This window comes from Mesonia sp. K4-1 (assembly GCF_008017825.1).
Taxonomy (GTDB): Bacteria; Bacteroidota; Bacteroidia; order Flavobacteriales; family Flavobacteriaceae; genus Mesonia.
The window spans coordinates 107,774-124,784 of sequence record NZ_VRLS01000052.1; the positions used below are offsets into that span (position 1 = coordinate 107,774).

The 17,011-nt window shown below is 36.2% G+C and carries 12 protein-coding genes and 2 tRNA genes; 5 read left to right on the plus strand and 9 right to left on the minus strand.

Annotation, left to right across the window (positions count from 1 at the left end; genetic code table 11):
• Positions 1-14: 14 nt before the first annotated feature.
• Positions 15-1,292 (plus strand): UDP-N-acetylmuramoyl-tripeptide--D-alanyl-D-alanine ligase, encoded by a 1,278-nt coding sequence (gene murF / locus FT986_RS08615; RefSeq protein WP_147864675.1) that lies wholly within the window; start codon positions 15-17, stop codon positions 1,290-1,292.
• A gap of 37 nt (positions 1,293-1,329) precedes the next feature.
• Here murF and FT986_RS08620 read toward each other — a convergent pair.
• The 9 genes from FT986_RS08620 to FT986_RS08660 form a co-directional block, all read right to left on the minus strand.
• Positions 1,330-1,404, minus strand: a tRNA-Val gene (locus FT986_RS08620).
• A gap of 47 nt (positions 1,405-1,451) precedes the next feature.
• Positions 1,452-1,526: transfer RNA gene (locus tag FT986_RS08625), tRNA-Val, on the minus strand.
• Between the two features lie 63 nt (positions 1,527-1,589).
• Positions 1,590-2,807: a folylpolyglutamate synthase/dihydrofolate synthase family protein gene (locus tag FT986_RS08630; protein WP_147864674.1), complete on the minus strand. Its 1,218-nt coding sequence runs from the start codon at positions 2,805-2,807 to the stop codon at positions 1,590-1,592.
• Between the two features lie 7 nt (positions 2,808-2,814).
• Positions 2,815-3,675 (minus strand): energy transducer TonB, encoded by an 861-nt coding sequence (locus tag FT986_RS08635; RefSeq protein ID WP_147864673.1) that lies wholly within the window; start codon positions 3,673-3,675, stop codon positions 2,815-2,817.
• 2 nt (positions 3,676-3,677) lie between these two features.
• Positions 3,678-4,067, minus strand: coding sequence for a biopolymer transporter ExbD (locus FT986_RS08640; protein ID WP_111539419.1), 390 nt, complete (start codon positions 4,065-4,067; stop codon positions 3,678-3,680).
• 1 nt (position 4,068) lies between these two features.
• Positions 4,069-4,770, minus strand: a complete 702-nt coding sequence (locus FT986_RS08645) for a MotA/TolQ/ExbB proton channel family protein (RefSeq protein ID WP_111539420.1) — start codon at positions 4,768-4,770, stop codon at positions 4,069-4,071.
• Positions 4,771-4,855: 85 nt separating this feature from the next.
• The gene (gene nhaB, locus FT986_RS08650) at positions 4,856-6,325 is read right to left on the minus strand and encodes a sodium/proton antiporter NhaB (RefSeq protein ID WP_147864672.1); all 1,470 of its coding nucleotides are present in this window, start codon (positions 6,323-6,325) and stop codon (positions 4,856-4,858) included.
• 31 nt (positions 6,326-6,356) lie between these two features.
• Positions 6,357-7,583, minus strand: a complete 1,227-nt coding sequence (locus FT986_RS08655; protein ID WP_111539422.1) for a Glu/Leu/Phe/Val dehydrogenase dimerization domain-containing protein — start codon at positions 7,581-7,583, stop codon at positions 6,357-6,359.
• Between the two features lie 71 nt (positions 7,584-7,654).
• Positions 7,655-8,728, minus strand: coding sequence for an anhydro-N-acetylmuramic acid kinase (locus FT986_RS08660; protein WP_147864671.1), 1,074 nt, complete (start codon positions 8,726-8,728; stop codon positions 7,655-7,657).
• 86 nt (positions 8,729-8,814) lie between these two features.
• Here FT986_RS08660 and FT986_RS08665 point away from each other — a divergent pair, with 86 nt between their 5' ends.
• The 4 genes from FT986_RS08665 (at position 8,815) to FT986_RS08680 (ending at position 16,770) form a co-directional block, all read left to right on the plus strand.
• Entirely contained in the window at positions 8,815-9,957 is a 1,143-nt protein-coding gene (locus tag FT986_RS08665; protein WP_147864670.1) for an acyl-CoA dehydrogenase, read from the plus strand.
• 206 nt (positions 9,958-10,163) lie between these two features.
• The gene (locus tag FT986_RS08670; protein WP_147864669.1) at positions 10,164-13,394 is read left to right on the plus strand and encodes a T9SS type A sorting domain-containing protein; all 3,231 of its coding nucleotides are present in this window, start codon (positions 10,164-10,166) and stop codon (positions 13,392-13,394) included.
• A gap of 10 nt (positions 13,395-13,404) precedes the next feature.
• Entirely contained in the window at positions 13,405-13,602 is a 198-nt protein-coding gene (locus FT986_RS08675; RefSeq protein ID WP_147864668.1) for a hypothetical protein, read from the plus strand.
• Positions 13,603-13,743: 141 nt separating this feature from the next.
• Positions 13,744-16,770: a T9SS type A sorting domain-containing protein gene (locus FT986_RS08680; RefSeq protein ID WP_147864667.1), complete on the plus strand. Its 3,027-nt coding sequence runs from the start codon at positions 13,744-13,746 to the stop codon at positions 16,768-16,770.
• Positions 16,771-17,011 lie beyond the last annotated feature (241 nt).

A 17,011-nucleotide genomic window follows, 5' to 3' on the forward strand; every position in this document is an offset into this window, starting at 1 on the left:
TTACCTTTCATTCTATGGATATTTCTAAACTACATCAACTATTTCTAGACAGCACAGGAGTTTCTACTGATACTCGCTCTCTAAACACGAACAATTTATTTTTCGCTTTAAGCGGAAGTCAATTCAACGGAAACAAATTTGCAAAACAAGCTCTTGATAAAGGTGCGACTAAAGCAATTATAGATGACAAAGATTTTGAAAGCGAAAATACCATCTTGGTAAATAATTGCCTTGAAGCATTACAAGCTCTAGCACATTATCATCGTAACTACCTCAAACTAAAAATTATTGCCATAACAGGTAGTAACGGAAAGACAACCACAAAAGAACTCACCACAGCAGTTCTTCAAAAAAAATATCGGGTAGTTGCCACTAAAGGAAACCTAAATAACCATATAGGCGTACCCCTCACCCTACTCTCGATGACCAAAGAAACAGAAATAGGAATTGTAGAAATTGGTGCAAATCACCAAGGAGAAATAAGAGATTTATGTAAAATTGCTAAACCAAATTTTGGCTATATCACTAATTTTGGGAAAGCTCATTTAGAAGGTTTTGGAGGAATTGAAGGTGTAATTAAAGGGAAAAGTGAACTATACAATTATCTAATTTCTAATGAAGGAACAATATTCATTAATACCGAAGATAAAATTCAAGTAGAGAAATGTAATTTCTACCAAAACACCATTAGCTTTGGAGAAATGAAAGAAGCCAATTACACCATTAGCAACCATTCTCACAACCATACAGCTTCCATTTCGCACGATAATAAAATTATCTGCTCTCAGCTCACTGGTAAATACAATAGCGCTAATATGGCTGCAGCTACAGCAATCGGACTATATTTTAAGGTAGAGTTTAACTCGATTAAAGAAGCGATAGAGAATTACGTTTCAAGCAACAATAGATCACAAGTTATTGAAACCGACCATAACACTATCATTTTAGATGCGTATAATGCCAATCCTACTAGTATGGCGTTATCTATAGAAAACTTGAATGACCTACCCTCAAAACAAAAAACGATTATTTTAGGCGATATGTTTGAAGTCGGCCAAACTTCAGATGAAGAACATCAACATATTGTAAATCTTTTAGAAAATCTAGATTTCCATTTAGCCATAGTTTGTGGTAAAAACTTCTACAAAACTCACACTGATAAAGTTATTTCCTTTAAAGAATTTAGCGATATGAAATTATACCTATCTAAACAATCACTAGAAAACAATACTATCCTCATAAAAGGATCCCGTGGAATGCAACTAGAAAGACTCTTAGAGCTATGGACATAAAAAAGGCTTCCTAATTTAGGAAGCCTTTTTTATTGTGTGGGCGCGAAGGGATTCGAACCCCTGACCCCTTGGGTGTAAACCAAGTGCTCTGAACCAACTGAGCTACGCGCCCGTGCATTATAGTAGATTAAAAAAACCTGAAGCAAACTCCAGGTTTAGTGGGCGCTGAGGGATTCGAACCCCCGACCCCTTGGGTGTAAACCAAGTGCTCTGAACCAACTGAGCTAAGCGCCCGCATATAATGCGAGTGCAAATATAATACATTTTAGAGATATCACAAGAAAAAAAATAAAACTTTTAAATTATTTCTGCTACTGTAAATGTACTTCCTCCTACATAAATAACTTCTTCTGAACCAGCATCTGCTTTAGCATCATTTAATGCCTCTGTAACAGAAGTGTACATTTTTCCTTCTAGGCCAAAAAGCGCAGCTTTGCTTGCCAATACTTTTACATCCATTCTCCTTATCACATTTGGCTGGCAAAAATAATAGATAGCGTCTGTTGGAAACATAGGAAGAAGTTGATCTAAATCTTTATCATTTACAAAGCCTAAAACCATGTGAAGCTTTTTAGGTTGTAATTTTTTTAACTGACGCAGGACTATTTCTAAACCTTCCTTGTTATGTGCTGTATCTGCAATGACCTTAGGTTGATCTTGCAATAACTCCCACCTACCTCTTAATCCTGTATTCTTAACCACATTAGCCAACCCATCTTGAAGGTTTTCGGTAGATAAATTCCAACCTTGATCTCTTAGTTGACGGACTGCTACAGCTACGGTTTGCTTATTATTTTCTTGATAATCTCCTCTTAAATCAGATTCTAGATTTACTTTCTCTTCATCTTCAGCTAATACGATTGGTGCTTTCACTTCGTTTGCTTTTTGAATGAAAACATCTTTTGATTCTGCTGAAGTTTCTCCAATAACTACAGGAATCTCTTTTTTAATGATTCCAGCTTTTTCAGTAGCAATTTGACTAATTGTATTTCCTAGAAACTGGGTATGATCCATTCCTATGTTCGTAATGATGGAAAGTTCGGGGTTTATAATATTAGTACTATCTAATCTGCCGCCAAGGCCTACTTCTATAATAGCAATATCTACATTTTCTTGACTAAAATAATCAAAAGCCATCCCTACAGTCATTTCAAAAAAAGAAAGGTGTTGTTGCTCTAAAAACTCTCGGTGTGTCGCTATAAAATCTACAACAAATTCTTTACGAATCTCTTTGCCATTAATCTTAATTCGTTCGGTAAAATCTTTAAGATGCGGAGAAGTATATAAACCCACCTTATAACCTGCTTCTTGTAAAACTGAAGCGAGCATATGACTTGTAGAACCTTTCCCATTGGTCCCTCCTACATGAATGTTTTTAAAATTATTTTGGGGTTGCTGTAAAACTTCCGCGAAAGCGAGAATATTAGTAAGGTCTTTTTTAAAGGCTGATTTTCCTTGGCGTTGGTACATAGGTAGCTGCCCAAACATCCAAGTTAAGGTTTCTTGGTAAGTCATAAAATTGTTACTCAGAAAGTTTAAACTCGTATTCGATATAACCCGTTTGCTTTACAGGGGCGTTGGCATCACTATTAAACTTAGTCGCCAAAGCTGCACGTTTTGCAGGCTCCATAAGACAGGGTGCAGTATTGGTTGTTCCCCGAGAACCAGCAACGGCGTTAATCACTTTTCCTTGTTGGTTCACTTCTATTTTTACTACTACTACACCAGACTCATTGCAGTCTTGTTGAAATTTTTCTTTATTTAAAGGTTTTCTACCTCCTAGACGGTAATTTCCATCCCCGTCCAGACCTTTTCCTTGTCCGTAGTATGAATTTGCATTAGGATCTCCATTGGGATCTCCTTTATCTCCAGCCTGATTATCATTCCCTTCACCTCCATTGGCTTTTCCATCCTTTTCCGGACCGTTAAGAATACTATTTAAAGCATCTGAAGTTGACTTTTCGGGTTGAGGATCTGGTGCTTTCTCTGGTTCTTTTTCCTTTTGAGGTTTTACCTCTTTTACTGGGTCTTGAACTTTCTTTTCCTTTTGAGATTTATCTTTTTTTGGCTCTTTTTCTTTTTCGATTACAGGAGCTTCTTCGGTATCTTGCGTAGCCACTTCTTCCTCTGACGGAGTACTCATTTCTTCTTGAGGCTCGTTAGGTGGTGTTGTATTTTGCTGGGGTGCCGATTTTATAGGCTCTGTAGGTTGAACATCACCTGAACCAACACTACTCGTTCCAAAATTGATCGCAATCCCATTTTCTGGTGGCGGATCTAAATAAGTGAAACCAAAAAACAATAACAATAAAATAAGACCCACTGATATTACCGTAGTAATGATAGCAGACTTCTTCTCGTATTTGGTTTCTAGTAAACTCATATTTATGGCTTTACAGCTAAAACTACTTTATATTTATTTCTTTTAGCAATATCCATCACGCTTACTGCATTCTGAATAGGCACACTTTCTTCTGCGCGTAAAATAATGGTAGGATCTTCTTCTCCCGATAATCTTTTTTGCAACTCTAGCTCCAATTGATCACTAGATACCTGATCTGAATTAATAAAAATTTCTAAGTCTTTATTAATGCTTACCGCTAAACTTTGCACATTACTTGTCTTCCCTTTTGCTTTGGGAAGAATAAGATCTAAAGCCTCTGGTGTAATTACCGGAGATGTTAACATAAAAAAGATAAGCAAGAGAAAAACGATATCTGTCATAGAAGACATGCTAAACTCAGGACTCACTTTGTTTCTTCCTCTTAAGTTCATATTATGCTGGTTCGTTTAGTAAATCTAGAAAATCGACTGCAGTAGCTTCCATTTGATGCACTACTTTATCGGTTTTCACTACTAAGTGGTTATACCCAATATAAGCAACGATTCCTACAATTAGTCCGGCAACTGTAGTTGTCATAGCGGTATAAATCCCTTCTGCTAACGACCCCATTTCGGCTTGACCGCTGCTGGTAGCCAATTCGTGGAAAGCTAAAACCATACCAATTACAGTTCCTAAGAATCCTATCATAGGTGCAGCACCAGCAATGGTAGCCAAAACACTTACGTTTTTCTCTAATTTATACACTTCTAACCTTCCTGCATTCTCTATAGCGGTATTGATATCCTCTAACGGACTACCAATACGTGATATTCCTTTAGCCGTAAGTCTAGCTACAGGGGAATTTTCTTGAGCACAACGTATTTTTGCACCTTCAATATTGCCTGTTGCCACATTATCTTTAATTTGATGCATGAAATTAGCATCTGTTTTTGATGCTGCTTTTACCGCAAAAAGACGTTCGAAATAAATATAAATTGCAGCAACAAAAAGAACAAAAAGAATAGAAATAATAATCGTACCCCCTAAGCCTCCACTAAAAAGTAAATCCATAAAAGAAAGTGTCTTTTCCTCTACGACAGTCTCTCCATTTTGAGCAGCAGCTTCTGCAGTTTCTTGTAAAGTAATCGCCAACATAAGTTTTTTATTAAGTATCTAAATTAGTAACGAAAAAAAGGATTATAAATTATATTAATAGTTAAAGCTAAGTTATAATTTTCTTTTACAGAAAAAATAACACACCTAAATAACCAATAATACTCAACACAATAGTATAAGGTAATGCCATTTTTACCATTTTACCGTAGCTCAAATTAATAAGCGGTGCTAAAGAGCTAGTTAACAAAAATAAAAATGCAGCCTGACCATTGGGTGTAGCTACACTTGGCAAGTTAGTACCGGTATTGATCGCTATTGCTAAACGACGAAATTGATCTGCAGAAATTTGACCTGCATCAAAAGCGTTTTTTACCTCTCCTATATATACCGTCGCCACAAACACATTATCACTTATCATCGATAAAACACCATTTGCTACATAAAATACTACTGGCTGATGATCAGGTTCTAATGATAACGCCCAATTAATAATGGGGTGAAATAAATGTTGATCATGAATCATAGCTACAATTACAAAAAAGACTACAATTAAGCCTGTAAACGGTAAGGCTTCTTCAAAGGCTTTTCCTAAGCTATGTTCTTCAACTATACCCATAAAAGCGGTTTGAATAACGATAAGTCCCAAACCTATAAAACCGACAGGTGCGATATGAAATGCAAGTCCGAAAATGAGAAACACCGCTGAAATCGCTTGGATGATTAGTCCGTATTTTTGCGAAGGGGTACGATTCCTATCCTTTTCTAAGGTATAATTTTCTATAATAGTTCTTGCAGGCCGCGGTAGTTTTCTTCCAAAACCAAAAGTCTTTGTAGTTTCTAAAAATATAGTGGTGAACATTCCAGCCACTAGAACAGGAAGAGTAATAGGTGCCATATGAACAAAAAAGGCAACAAAGTCCCAGCCCATCTTTTCTCCAATCAATAAATTTTGTGGTTCTCCCACTAATGTACAAACTCCTCCTAAAGCAGTACCTACTACCCCATGCATAATAAGGCTTCTTAAAAAGGCCCTAAATTCTTCAAGGGTTTCTCCACTCAACTCTTTACGGTCTAATATACCGCTCGCATTATAGTCGGTGTCGGCAGATTGGATTTTATGGTAAATCCCATAAAATCCAACCGCAACACTTATAAGAACAGCCGTGACAGTCAAAGCATCTAAAAATGCAGATAGAACTGCAGATAAGGTTAAAAACAAGAGCGACAAAATCACTTTTGATTTCACTTTTATAAATACCTTACTAAAAATATACATGAGTAAAGGCTTCATAAAATAGATCCCAGCCACCATAAACATCAGTAAAAAGATGACTTCAAAATTTTGAATCACTTCTACTTTTGCAGCTTCTGGGGAAGTTAACCTAAGTACCAATATTTCTATCGCTAATAAACCACCCGATTGCAGAGGGTAACATTTTAAAGCCATAGCGAGTGTAAAAATAAACTCTGCTATAAAAAACCAAGCAGTAAGGGTTGGCCCTAAAATGTAAAGCGAAAAAACATTAAAAATGAGAAAGAAAACTATGGTATACTTAAACCATACAGGGCTACTCCCCAAGAAATTTTTTAACATGACGATAAGATTGAAACGATAAGCCCAAGGCTTACACCAATTGTTTTAAAGCTATTTCAAAAGCTGTTTTACTAATATTCGTTTTATCGCTATTATGATCGAATGTATTTTGAATAGCATTTTTGATCGTCATAGAAGTATCATTAAAGATAGCCTCATCGGTCATTTGCACTTTTCTCTCCATAAAGTAAGCAAAAACTCTTGCCATACCACAGTTAGAAATAAAGTCTGGAATTAAACTTACACGCTCATCAGTGTATTCCATAATATTCCCAAAGAAAATTTCCTTATCAGCAAAGGGCACATTCGCACCACAAGAAATCACTTCTAATCCACTCTCTATCATAGATGAAATTTGCTCTTTGGTAATTAATCGAGATGCTGCACAAGGCGCAAAAATCTCTGTATCTAAATTCCAAATTTTTTCATTGATTTCCGTAAACGGAATCATTTGATCTGAGACTAGAGTATTCCCATCTTTATTTAAGAAAAGTTGCTTAATTTCTTCAAAAGAGAAACCTTCTTCATTAATCAATCCGCCGTCTCTATCGATAATCCCAACTACTTTTGCTCCCATTTGAGCTAAGTAATAAGCTGCCGCAGATCCCACATTTCCAAATCCTTGCACCACTGCACGCTTTCCTTTTACTTCACCACCGTAGATCTCATAATAATGTCTTACACCTTCCGCTACTCCGTATCCTGTAATCATATCGGCAACGGTGTATTTTCTTGATACATCTGGTGAGAAATCGGTATTTTCTAATACTTTGATTACACCCTGACGTAATTGTCCGATTCTATTAATCTTGTCGGCTTCAGTAGGTTGAAAATGTCCTGAAAAAACACCTTCTTGAGGATGCCATACTCCACAGCTTTCTGTGATAGGAATTACTTCATGAATTTCATCTACATTTAAATCTCCTCCCGTTCCGTAATAACTCTTCAGTAAAGGAGAAACGGCTTTATACCATCTTTCTAAAACACCTTTTTTTCTAGGATCATGCGGATTAAAATTGATTCCCGATTTTGCACCACCAATTGTCGGTCCAGATACGGTAAATTTCACTTCCATGGTTTTGGCTAATGACAATACTTCGTTCATATCTAAACCTTCACGCATACGGGTTCCCCCTCCAGCTGCTCCGCCTCGTAGTGAATTAATTACCGTCCAACCTTCTGCCTCAGTTTCAGAGTCTTTCCAGTTAAAAACTATTTCTGGTTGTTTATTTTCGTAGAGTTTAAGTAGTTCTTTCATAAGTAGGTTAATTTTTTGCTTCGCAAATATAAACAAACCAAAATGTTAAGAAGACTTTAACGCTTAGAAATTTAAGGAAGAAACACCTTGCCTGATGAATGGTTTTTTGAAGCTCCAGTAACCGATTTAAGGACATTTACTTCCTTTTCCAGTTTTAGCACTCCTAAAAAACCAAAGATTAAAGCTTCTTTAAACTCTACAATTTCTTTAGAAGGGATGATCACTTCTACGACACTCATCGATTTTAAAAATTCAATAAGTGTTTTATTATATGCTCCTCCCCCAGTAACCAATACTTTTTTAGAGGAGTCCTTTGCTAAATTATTGGCTATTTGCTGAGCTACATGATAGGTGAAAGTGGCTATTTTATGAGGTGCAGGAATATGAGTTTCTTCCAACAAAGGCATTATATCTTTTACCACCCACTCTACTCCCAACGATTTAGGCGGTGATTTTTGATAAAAACTGAGTTCATTCAATTTTCTCAATAAGTCTTGATCTATTTCTCCCGAAGCAGCTATTCTTCCATCTTCATCATAATCTACACCCATCTTTTGAGATAACACATTAAGTACTGTATTTACAGCACAAATATCATAAGCTAAGCGACTTCCATTTTCTTCCAATGAAATATTTGCAAAACCACCTAAGTTTAAGCAATAATCAAATTCCGTAAAGAGCATTTGATCTCCTATAGGAACTAACGGCGCTCCTTGTCCGCCCAATGCTACATCTTCTACCCTAAAATCACACACCACTCGCATTCCTATTTTTTGAGCTAATACGGGTAAATTCCCTATTTGAATAGTGATTCCCGCCTCAGGTTGATGCAAGACTGTATGGCCATGAGAACAAACAGCTTCTAAACTGCTTACAAAAATGCTATGCCGGCTTAAAAATGAGGAAATAACCGCAGCCAGCTCATCGGTATAAGCAACATCTAGATGAGTTATTTCTTCTTTAGACAACCGTGAGGCTTGAGCTAATCTATCTTTCCATTCCTTAGAGTAAGCTAAGGTTTCTGCCAAGATGATATTAAAACCCCAGCCTTCTTTAGATTTTACAAAATCTATAAGCGCTAGGTCAATTCCGTCTAAAGAGGTACCCGACATGACACCTACTACCCGATAAGTTAAGTTTTCCATATCCGTAAAATTAAAGGTATTTGATTGAATTTTTAAACTCGAAGAAGTATATTTGCCACGTTTTATTAAATTTAAATCAACATCCAATGGATTTTAAGTTAACAGAAGAGCATTTAATGATAAGAGATGCTGCAAGAGATTTTGCTAAAAATGAGTTACTTCCTGGAGTAATTGAAAGAGATGAGAAACAGGAGTTCCCTACCGAGCAAGTAAAAAAGATGGGGGAGTTAGGTTTCTTAGGAATGATGGTATCGCCAAAGTATGGCGGTGGCGGGATGGACACAGTCTCTTATGTCTTAGCCATGGAAGAAATTTCTAAAATAGATGCTTCTTGCTCTGTTATAGTTTCTGTCAACAACTCATTGGTTTGCTGGGGACTTGAAACTTACGGTAATGAAGAGCAAAAGAAAAAGTACCTTACCAAGTTAGCTACAGGAGAATCTATTGGAGCTTTTTGTTTAAGCGAACCAGAGGCAGGTAGTGATGCTACATCGCAAAGAACTACAGCGATAGATAAAGGTGATCACTATATCCTTAACGGAACAAAAAACTGGATCACCAATGGTAATAGCGCAGATTATTATTTAGTCATTGCCCAAACCGATAGAGAGAAAAAGCACAAAGGAATCAATGCCTTTATCGTTGAAAAAGGAATGGAAGGTTTTGAAGTAGGTCCTAAAGAACAAAAATTAGGAATCCGCGGAAGCGACACCCACACCCTTAACTTTAACGATGTTAAAGTACCAAAAGAGAACCGTATAGGAGAAGATGGTTTTGGCTTTAAATTCGCTATGAAAACCCTTTCAGGAGGTAGAATTGGGATCGCCGCACAAGCCTTAGGAATAGCAAGTGGAGCTTACGAATTAGCCAGAGATTATTCTAAAATTAGAAAAGCTTTTGGAACAGAAATTTGTAACCATCAAGCTATCGCCTTTAAATTAGCTGATATGCACACCCAAATTTCCGCAGCAAGACACTTGGTGATGAAAGCTGCTTGGGACAAAGATCAAGGAAATAATTATGATATGAGTGGCGCTATGGCCAAACTTTACGCTTCTCAAGTTGCTATGGACACGACTGTGGAAGCCGTACAAGTACACGGTGGTAATGGTTATGTAAAAGAATACCATGTAGAGCGCTTAATGCGAGATGCAAAAATTACTCAGATCTACGAAGGAACTTCAGAAATTCAAAAAATTGTAATTTCTAGAGGTCTCTTAAAAGACTAGTAATTACAACTTTTTATATATAAAACCTCATCACCACGATGGGGTTTTTTTTTAACGTATTCTAAAAAAAATGCAACCCTCTCTACAGTTCAACTAATCAATTAACCCTTTAAACGAAAAACCTTGAAAAGATAGTTTTTAAGGTTTAAGAACTTATACATTTAGCGCTAATTACTTAAAAAAGAGTTCTAACCAATTTTATTTGAATGAAAAAAGTTTACTTTGCGCTGAGTTTAATTTTATTTATCTCTAGCTATTCTTACAGTCAAATTACAGGAATCTATACGGACTACCAAGGTTTCTGGGAATCCAATTCTGGGAGCATTAACAATACCAAACCAGATAATTCACATCTCTTATTAGGATTTAAGTTTAACGGAACAACTTACTCAACAGGGGTAAATGATGCTGCTTTAACTGCAAACGGTGTAACTGGATTTACCGCAGATAATTTTAGAGGACTTCCACTTTCAGGATTACCTTCTAGTGCCACTGGAGGATCTTATTTTGTGGGATTAGGTCAACTTTACGACGGATTAGATAACGCAATGGACAACGACCCTAGCAACCCTTTTAACCCTATCACTTCTGACGCAGATCTAGCTTACTTCCTAACCGATGGAGATAAAGGGCTTGATTTAGGAACAGGTATCGCTAATACACCAACTGGACAAGAGGTTCGCTTTGATTTAAGTAGCAATAAAATTACCTCAGCCGATATTAGTGACGGTATTCCAGACATCGTGGTTTCTAATATAGCTAACCCTAGCGGTAGTAACAATGATAATTTAAAATTTATTGATGGCTCGGGAGCCACAGTAGGAAACCCAGTTAGTATCAATATGAGCAGCAGCTCTACCAGCCCAATAGTTGGAAGCTGGTTAGTAGATTTTTATAACTTTAACAGTACTTCTGGAGGAGGTGGTTATGTAAAAACCCAAAGAAATTTACGTTTTTTACCGATTGAATTATCTCAATTTGGTATTACAACTACAAATTCTTCTCAAGTAGTCGCTCTTATTTATACTGCAGGAGGAACATCTGACCCCGCATTTATTGCTTACAATGAACAATCTATCGGTGTAGCGAGTAAGCTTGCTATCTTAGCTCAACCTACAGATTCTGAATGTGACGGAACGATGAATTCTAATTTTCAAGTAGAAGTTCAAGATTTTAATGGAGCCTTTATTCCACAAGCTGGTTTCCCTATTACTGCGTCAATATATTCAGGTCCTGGTGAACTTTTAGGGACGACCAAAAAATTAACGGATGCAACAGGAAAAGTAATCTTTGATAATTTAGAATTTGAAATTGGAGGAGATCACAAAATTATATTTGAAAGCTCTAGTTTAGAACCGGCCATTACAGACAATATTGTTCAAAAACCCTCTTGTGGAGATACCACTTGGACAGGAGCTATAAGTAGTGACTGGAGCAATCCAAGTAACTGGGATAATGGCGTACCTAATGCTAATGTTAATGTATTTATTCCTCAACACAATGCACCAGACCCTATCCCTAACTACCCTATTTTAAATATAGATGCTGGAGTTAAGAATTTAACAATGAGTCCAGGAGCTTCGATTAATCTTAACGGATTTTTATTTGCTATCGAAGGATTAGTAACTCAAATTGGAGGAAATAGTTTTCTAGACGGTAGCACACCAGGATCCAATTTATATTTTTCTGGAGGTTCTGCACAATCAATAGATAGCGGACTTCTCAATGGAAATCTAGCTCAACTAACTATTGAAAACTCGGCTGGAGTTGCCCTTAATACCACACTATCTATATCAGAAGTATTAAAAATAAAACAAGGGAATTTTAATACAAACGACAACCTTACATTAGTATGCGATTTCGCTCAGTTAGGAGCTGCTCAAGTTGATCGTGTTGAAGGTTCTATATCTGGTGAAATGACCATCGAACAATGTTTCCCAGCACGAAGAGCGTTTAGACTTGTATCTTCACCTGTTACCACGTCTAATTCAATAAGAGCCAATTGGCAAGAAGGTGCCTCTGGCTACCTAGACAACCCTAACCCTGGATATGGAACCCATATAACCGGACTTGGACCTAACCCAAATACTACTGCTGACGGGACGAACGGTTTTGACTATAACACAAGTGGAAATTCATCTTTATTCACATTTGATAATACTAACGCTAGCTGGACTGCTATCCCAAGCACCTTGGTACCCTTAAACGCAGGTAACCCTTATCGTTTATTTGTTAGAGGAGATAGAAGTATTAATATTTTAAATAACTCAGCTACCCCAGAAGATACAAAAATAAGAGCTACGGGGGATATCCAAACAGGCACAGTAACCTTAACCAATTTTAATGCTAGTGAAGGAGCCTATAATTTCTTTGGAAATCCTTATGCCGCTGCTGTAGATATGAGAAAAGTCTTTAACAACCCACTAACACTTAACACTACTAGAAGTTATTATATTTATGACCCTAACTTAGGAGGAAGTCCAACGGTTGGTCAACCTGGAGGAAGAGGTGCTTTTGTCGCTATAGATTTAGATGATTTATCAAGTTCTGTTTTACAAGGAGCATCAGGAACTTCTGAAGCAAATCGTTTCTTACAACCTATGCAAGCTGCATTCTTTATTACAAGTAATGAATCTGTAGCTCCACAATTGGTATTTAGAGAAAGTGATAAAAATGTTGAAGCAACTGCTACCGATGTTTTCAGACCCGCTTCATTAAATTATAATAGTATTGCGATCAATCTTTATACTCAAGAAGCATTTACTAACCAACAAAGTCCATCAGACGGTTTAAGAATTAGTTTCGCGCCTCAGTTTGATAACGCTGTTAATTATAGTGATACTCCTAAAATGGGTAATTTAGATGAAAACATAGCACGATTAGACAATCAAAACTACCTAGCCATTGAAAAAAGAGAGTTACCTACTGAAAATGAAGAACTACCTTTATTTATTAATCAATACCGTTATGATGACTACGTGTTAAGTATTAATTTAAATGAAGCTTTTGAACATAAGCTATATTTAGATGATGCCTACCTTCAAACTTCTACTTTACTAGGAACAGGAAACAACGCTATTGCTTATCAAGTAGATGCTTCTATTCCTGCAAGTATATCAGGTACAAGATTTACATTGAGATTTGGAGAAGCTAATTTAAATACTGATGCTCAACAAACGGCAGACTTTTACATTTACCCTAATCCAATATCAAACAATACACTGCATATTGAATTACCACAAGCTTACAGCAGTAACAAACTTAACTTGGATATGTTAAATGTAATGGGGCAAAAAGTCCTAAGCAAAACTGTAAACACTACAGGGAAAAGCAAAATTTCACTTAGTAATTTAGCTCTTCCTTCTGGTATTTACTATTTAACGATTACCAATAATGAGAATGGCGTTCAACACACTACTAAAGTTATTAACCCTTAAAAAAGATTATATGAAGCGCTATAAACAACTTATATACATAACACCGTTATTCGTCTTTTTATCTTTTACTAATGTAGCATCTGCTCAACAAATAATAGGATTTATGGATGACGTAGATGATGAGACACCAGCAGCCCCAATAGATTTACTTATTTATACAGGCTTAGCTGCGGGTGCTGCTTTAGGAGTCAAACGATTAAAAAAATAATGAAAAAAAGGTGCTATTTAAATAGCACCTTTTTTTTTACTATAATCCTAAGAATCTTACGTTTAATCGAAAATACTAAATAAGCATTTAGCAAGAAGTTCTAGCGCTATAAATTTGTGCTATACATCAACGATTTAAGTTATGCTAAAACATTACATTCTCAAACTTCTTTTAGTCTTATTAAGCACATTTTATTCTATAACGTCTTCTGCTCAATGTGCAGATGCTAATACAGATCCTTCACCAGGTAGCTTTGTACAAGATCAATGGACAGCTTATGTCTACCAGTTCAATACTTACAATGCAACTAATTTTGATTATTCTAATTACAGAGGCTATTATATCGATTCTGGATATGGAATTAATAACCTAAATATAGATTCAGATACCTATTGGGCAACCAATTCTAATCCTAAAAATCCTACGAACACTAGTTATGAAGGCTGTAGCGTAACCGACAATAACCATTTAGTTTCGTACAAACGAAAGGGATTTCCTACTGGAAATTATGTTATCAACCTAGCAGGACAAAATGGAGAAAGTGGACATGATGATTCTGCTAAATTAATTATCGACGGAACAGAGGTTTGGAGTCATAATAGTTGTTGTGACACGCATTACGGAGTTTGGTCTGGAACGCTAGACAACACAACAGAAATTGAATTTGTATGGGCTGAAAATGCTGGAAATTCATATGGAAGACTTCAAATCGTTGAAGATACCACAGTTCCAGATCCAGAAACTTTCGGAAATAATGAGTGGGTTGTAGCTGTTTTTGACGGAAATAATTTTCAAGAATATGCTGGTACTTACACACATACTGGTTTAGATTTTAACACTTCTACCTTATGGGGAACATCCAGCAATCCTTCGAATGCTCCTGGTTATGTTGGAACATCTGTTCAAAACGAAAATCACTCTTATATTTATAGACGAGAAGGCTTTCCTTGCGGATACTATCAACTTGATATTCCGAGACATGACGATGACGTTGTATTAACGATTGACGGTGTAGATGTTTATCAACTCAATGATTGGGACAGCAACGTGGCTACACCTAATGTATGGGAAGGGTTTTTAGGCACAAACTCTCAAATTGAATTTAGCATAAGAGAGTTTTCTGGAGCATCTATTGGAGCCTTAGCCTTCAATTATTTATTCGGTCCCGATAATGACCCTAATGAATTTGTGTGGACAGGTTCGGTAGACACTAATCCTGTACTATCAGGAAACTGGTGTAGCGGATTGCCTAGTGCGAACGGAACCTCAGATATTTTAGTTCCCGCTAATGTTCCCAACTACCCTAGCCTTCCTTTAACAGCTTCTATCCATGAGCTAACTATTAAGGAAGGAGCTCAAGTAGACCTAACTTCTAATAACACGCTTAGCCTTACAGGAGATTTAAATAACTATGGAAATATTCCCGCTGGAGCAACTAACCTAGAGTTTGCTGGAGCAACACAACAAACCATAAACGGAAATTCTTTTGAAACAGAAAATCTGACTATTGATCAAGGAAGCGATCTTGTAATTAACTTAGCCACCGATGAAATGTTAAGAATTAATACTATACTTTTAGTTGAAAATGGTATCCTAGAAACTAATGATCAATTAACATTAGCCTGCAGATTTGATGACCTTACTCAAAGAGTAGCACAAATTGACGATCTTAGCAATGGGAGTATTACAGGGGAGGTTATAACAGAACAATGTATTCCTGCCACTAGAGCTTTTCGCTTTCTAACTTCTACTGTAACTAGCACAAATACGATTCGAGAGGATTGGCAAGAAGACCCCCTTAACTATACTCATAACCCTAACCCTGGATACGGAACTCACATTACCGGAGTAAATGGTGCTGCTGATGGGACTAATGGTTTTGACTATACACCTTCAGGTAATCCAAGCATGTATATTTTCAATAATATTACTTCTAAATGGGAGAAAATGCCTAACACCGATAACACCTCTTTAATAGCAGGAGTGCCTTATCGTCTTATGGTAAGAGGAAATCGTTCGACCGATATTACTTCTAACCTTAGCCTTCCATCGAATACTATTTTACGTGCTCAAGGGAACATTACCAGTGGTACAGTTACGATGAACAATTTTAACAATGTGTCTGGGAGTGCTAATTTCTTCGGAAATCCTTATCCCGCGGCTATTGATATGAGTTTAGTATTAAAAAACAATATTAACACCACCAATTTTCAATCAGACTATTACATTTGGGACCCAACTATTGGTGGAGCTAACGGACGTGGAGCATATGTTACGATAGATATGGATGATAATTCTGCTACAGCAGGATCAGATGCTAATCAATTTCTACAACCAGGACAAGCAGCATTCTTATTAACAGGATTAGCGAATACACCCCCTCAATTAAACATAGAAGAAAGCTTTAAAAATGTAAATGCAAATCAAACCACTGTATTTAGACCTCAAGCTGCTTTACCTTCTATGGAATTGACTTTATTTCCAACCCAAGCATATATAAACCAAGAAACGGCATCAGACGGATTAAAAATAAAATTTGATAGCAACTATCAAAATAATGCTAGCGCAGAAGATGCACCTAAATTTTTCAATCTAGATGAAACTTTTGCAAGCAAAGCTGGTAGTGATTATTTAGCTATTAACCGTCGTGATTTCCCATTAGATCAAGAGAGTATTCCATTATATTTAGCAGGACACGTTTCTACTCAATACACTTTAAAAATACAAACCAATCAATTACCATCCTATGATATTTATCTCGTAGATCATTATTTACTAAGTGAAACTAAAATAACTTCTAGTACTTTTATTCATCAGTTTAATGTTGATACAGAAATAGATGAAAGTATCAATTCTGAGCGATTTGAATTGAAATTTGTGACCAATAATTTAACAAGCCAACAACTGGAATTGAAGAAACTACAAGTATATCCTAATCCGATTACTGAAGGTTTAATAAACATAGAAATCCCAACAAATTTCTCTAGTGATTTAGAATTCATTATTTACAATATCGCCGGACAAGCTGTTTATGCTAACCAAAAAACAATAGACTCAAATAGAAAGGTAAGATTATCAAACCTTCAATTAAGCACAGGGATTTATATATTAGAAGTAATTGATTCTAAAAGTGAGAAAAAACTTAGTCAGAAATTAATTATTCAATAATCGAAATCTGCTATATTCAAAGTGTTTTCACCTACTTAAACATAGTTCCTACAACTCATATAAAAAACCATTATTACCAAAACCCTAAGCTTAGAAAAATACTAGCCTTAGGGTTTTTTCATTTCACGTCTTAAGCAATGGTCATTTAGCCGAAAAACATACACCTTAATCGAATAATTAAGAGAAGCTTATTTGATTTAAAGTATTGCTTTTAAATTTGTTAGAGATTATTATTAGAAAG

Excerpts from the sequence above, each read along its gene's own strand:
- FT986_RS08670 (WP_147864669.1), top strand. The coding sequence starts at position 10,164 with ATGAAAAAAGTTTACTTTGCGCTGAGTTTAATTTTATTTATCTCTAGC.
- murF (WP_147864675.1), top strand. The coding sequence starts at position 15 with ATGGATATTTCTAAACTACATCAACTATTTCTAGACAGCACAGGAGTT.
- FT986_RS08665 (WP_147864670.1), top strand. The coding sequence starts at position 8,815 with ATGGATTTTAAGTTAACAGAAGAGCATTTAATGATAAGAGATGCTGCA.
- FT986_RS08635 (WP_147864673.1), bottom strand. The coding sequence starts at position 3,675 with ATGAGTTTACTAGAAACCAAATACGAGAAGAAGTCTGCTATCATTACT.
- FT986_RS08680 (WP_147864667.1), top strand. The coding sequence starts at position 13,744 with ATGCTAAAACATTACATTCTCAAACTTCTTTTAGTCTTATTAAGCACA.
- FT986_RS08640 (WP_111539419.1), bottom strand. The coding sequence starts at position 4,067 with ATGAACTTAAGAGGAAGAAACAAAGTGAGTCCTGAGTTTAGCATGTCT.
- FT986_RS08675 (WP_147864668.1), top strand. The coding sequence starts at position 13,405 with ATGAAGCGCTATAAACAACTTATATACATAACACCGTTATTCGTCTTT.
- FT986_RS08630 (WP_147864674.1), bottom strand. The coding sequence starts at position 2,807 with ATGACTTACCAAGAAACCTTAACTTGGATGTTTGGGCAGCTACCTATG.
- nhaB (WP_147864672.1), bottom strand. The coding sequence starts at position 6,325 with ATGTTAAAAAATTTCTTGGGGAGTAGCCCTGTATGGTTTAAGTATACC.
- FT986_RS08655 (WP_111539422.1), bottom strand. The coding sequence starts at position 7,583 with ATGAAAGAACTACTTAAACTCTACGAAAATAAACAACCAGAAATAGTT.
- FT986_RS08645 (WP_111539420.1), bottom strand. The coding sequence starts at position 4,770 with ATGTTGGCGATTACTTTACAAGAAACTGCAGAAGCTGCTGCTCAAAAT.
- FT986_RS08660 (WP_147864671.1), bottom strand. The coding sequence starts at position 8,728 with ATGGAAAACTTAACTTATCGGGTAGTAGGTGTCATGTCGGGTACCTCT.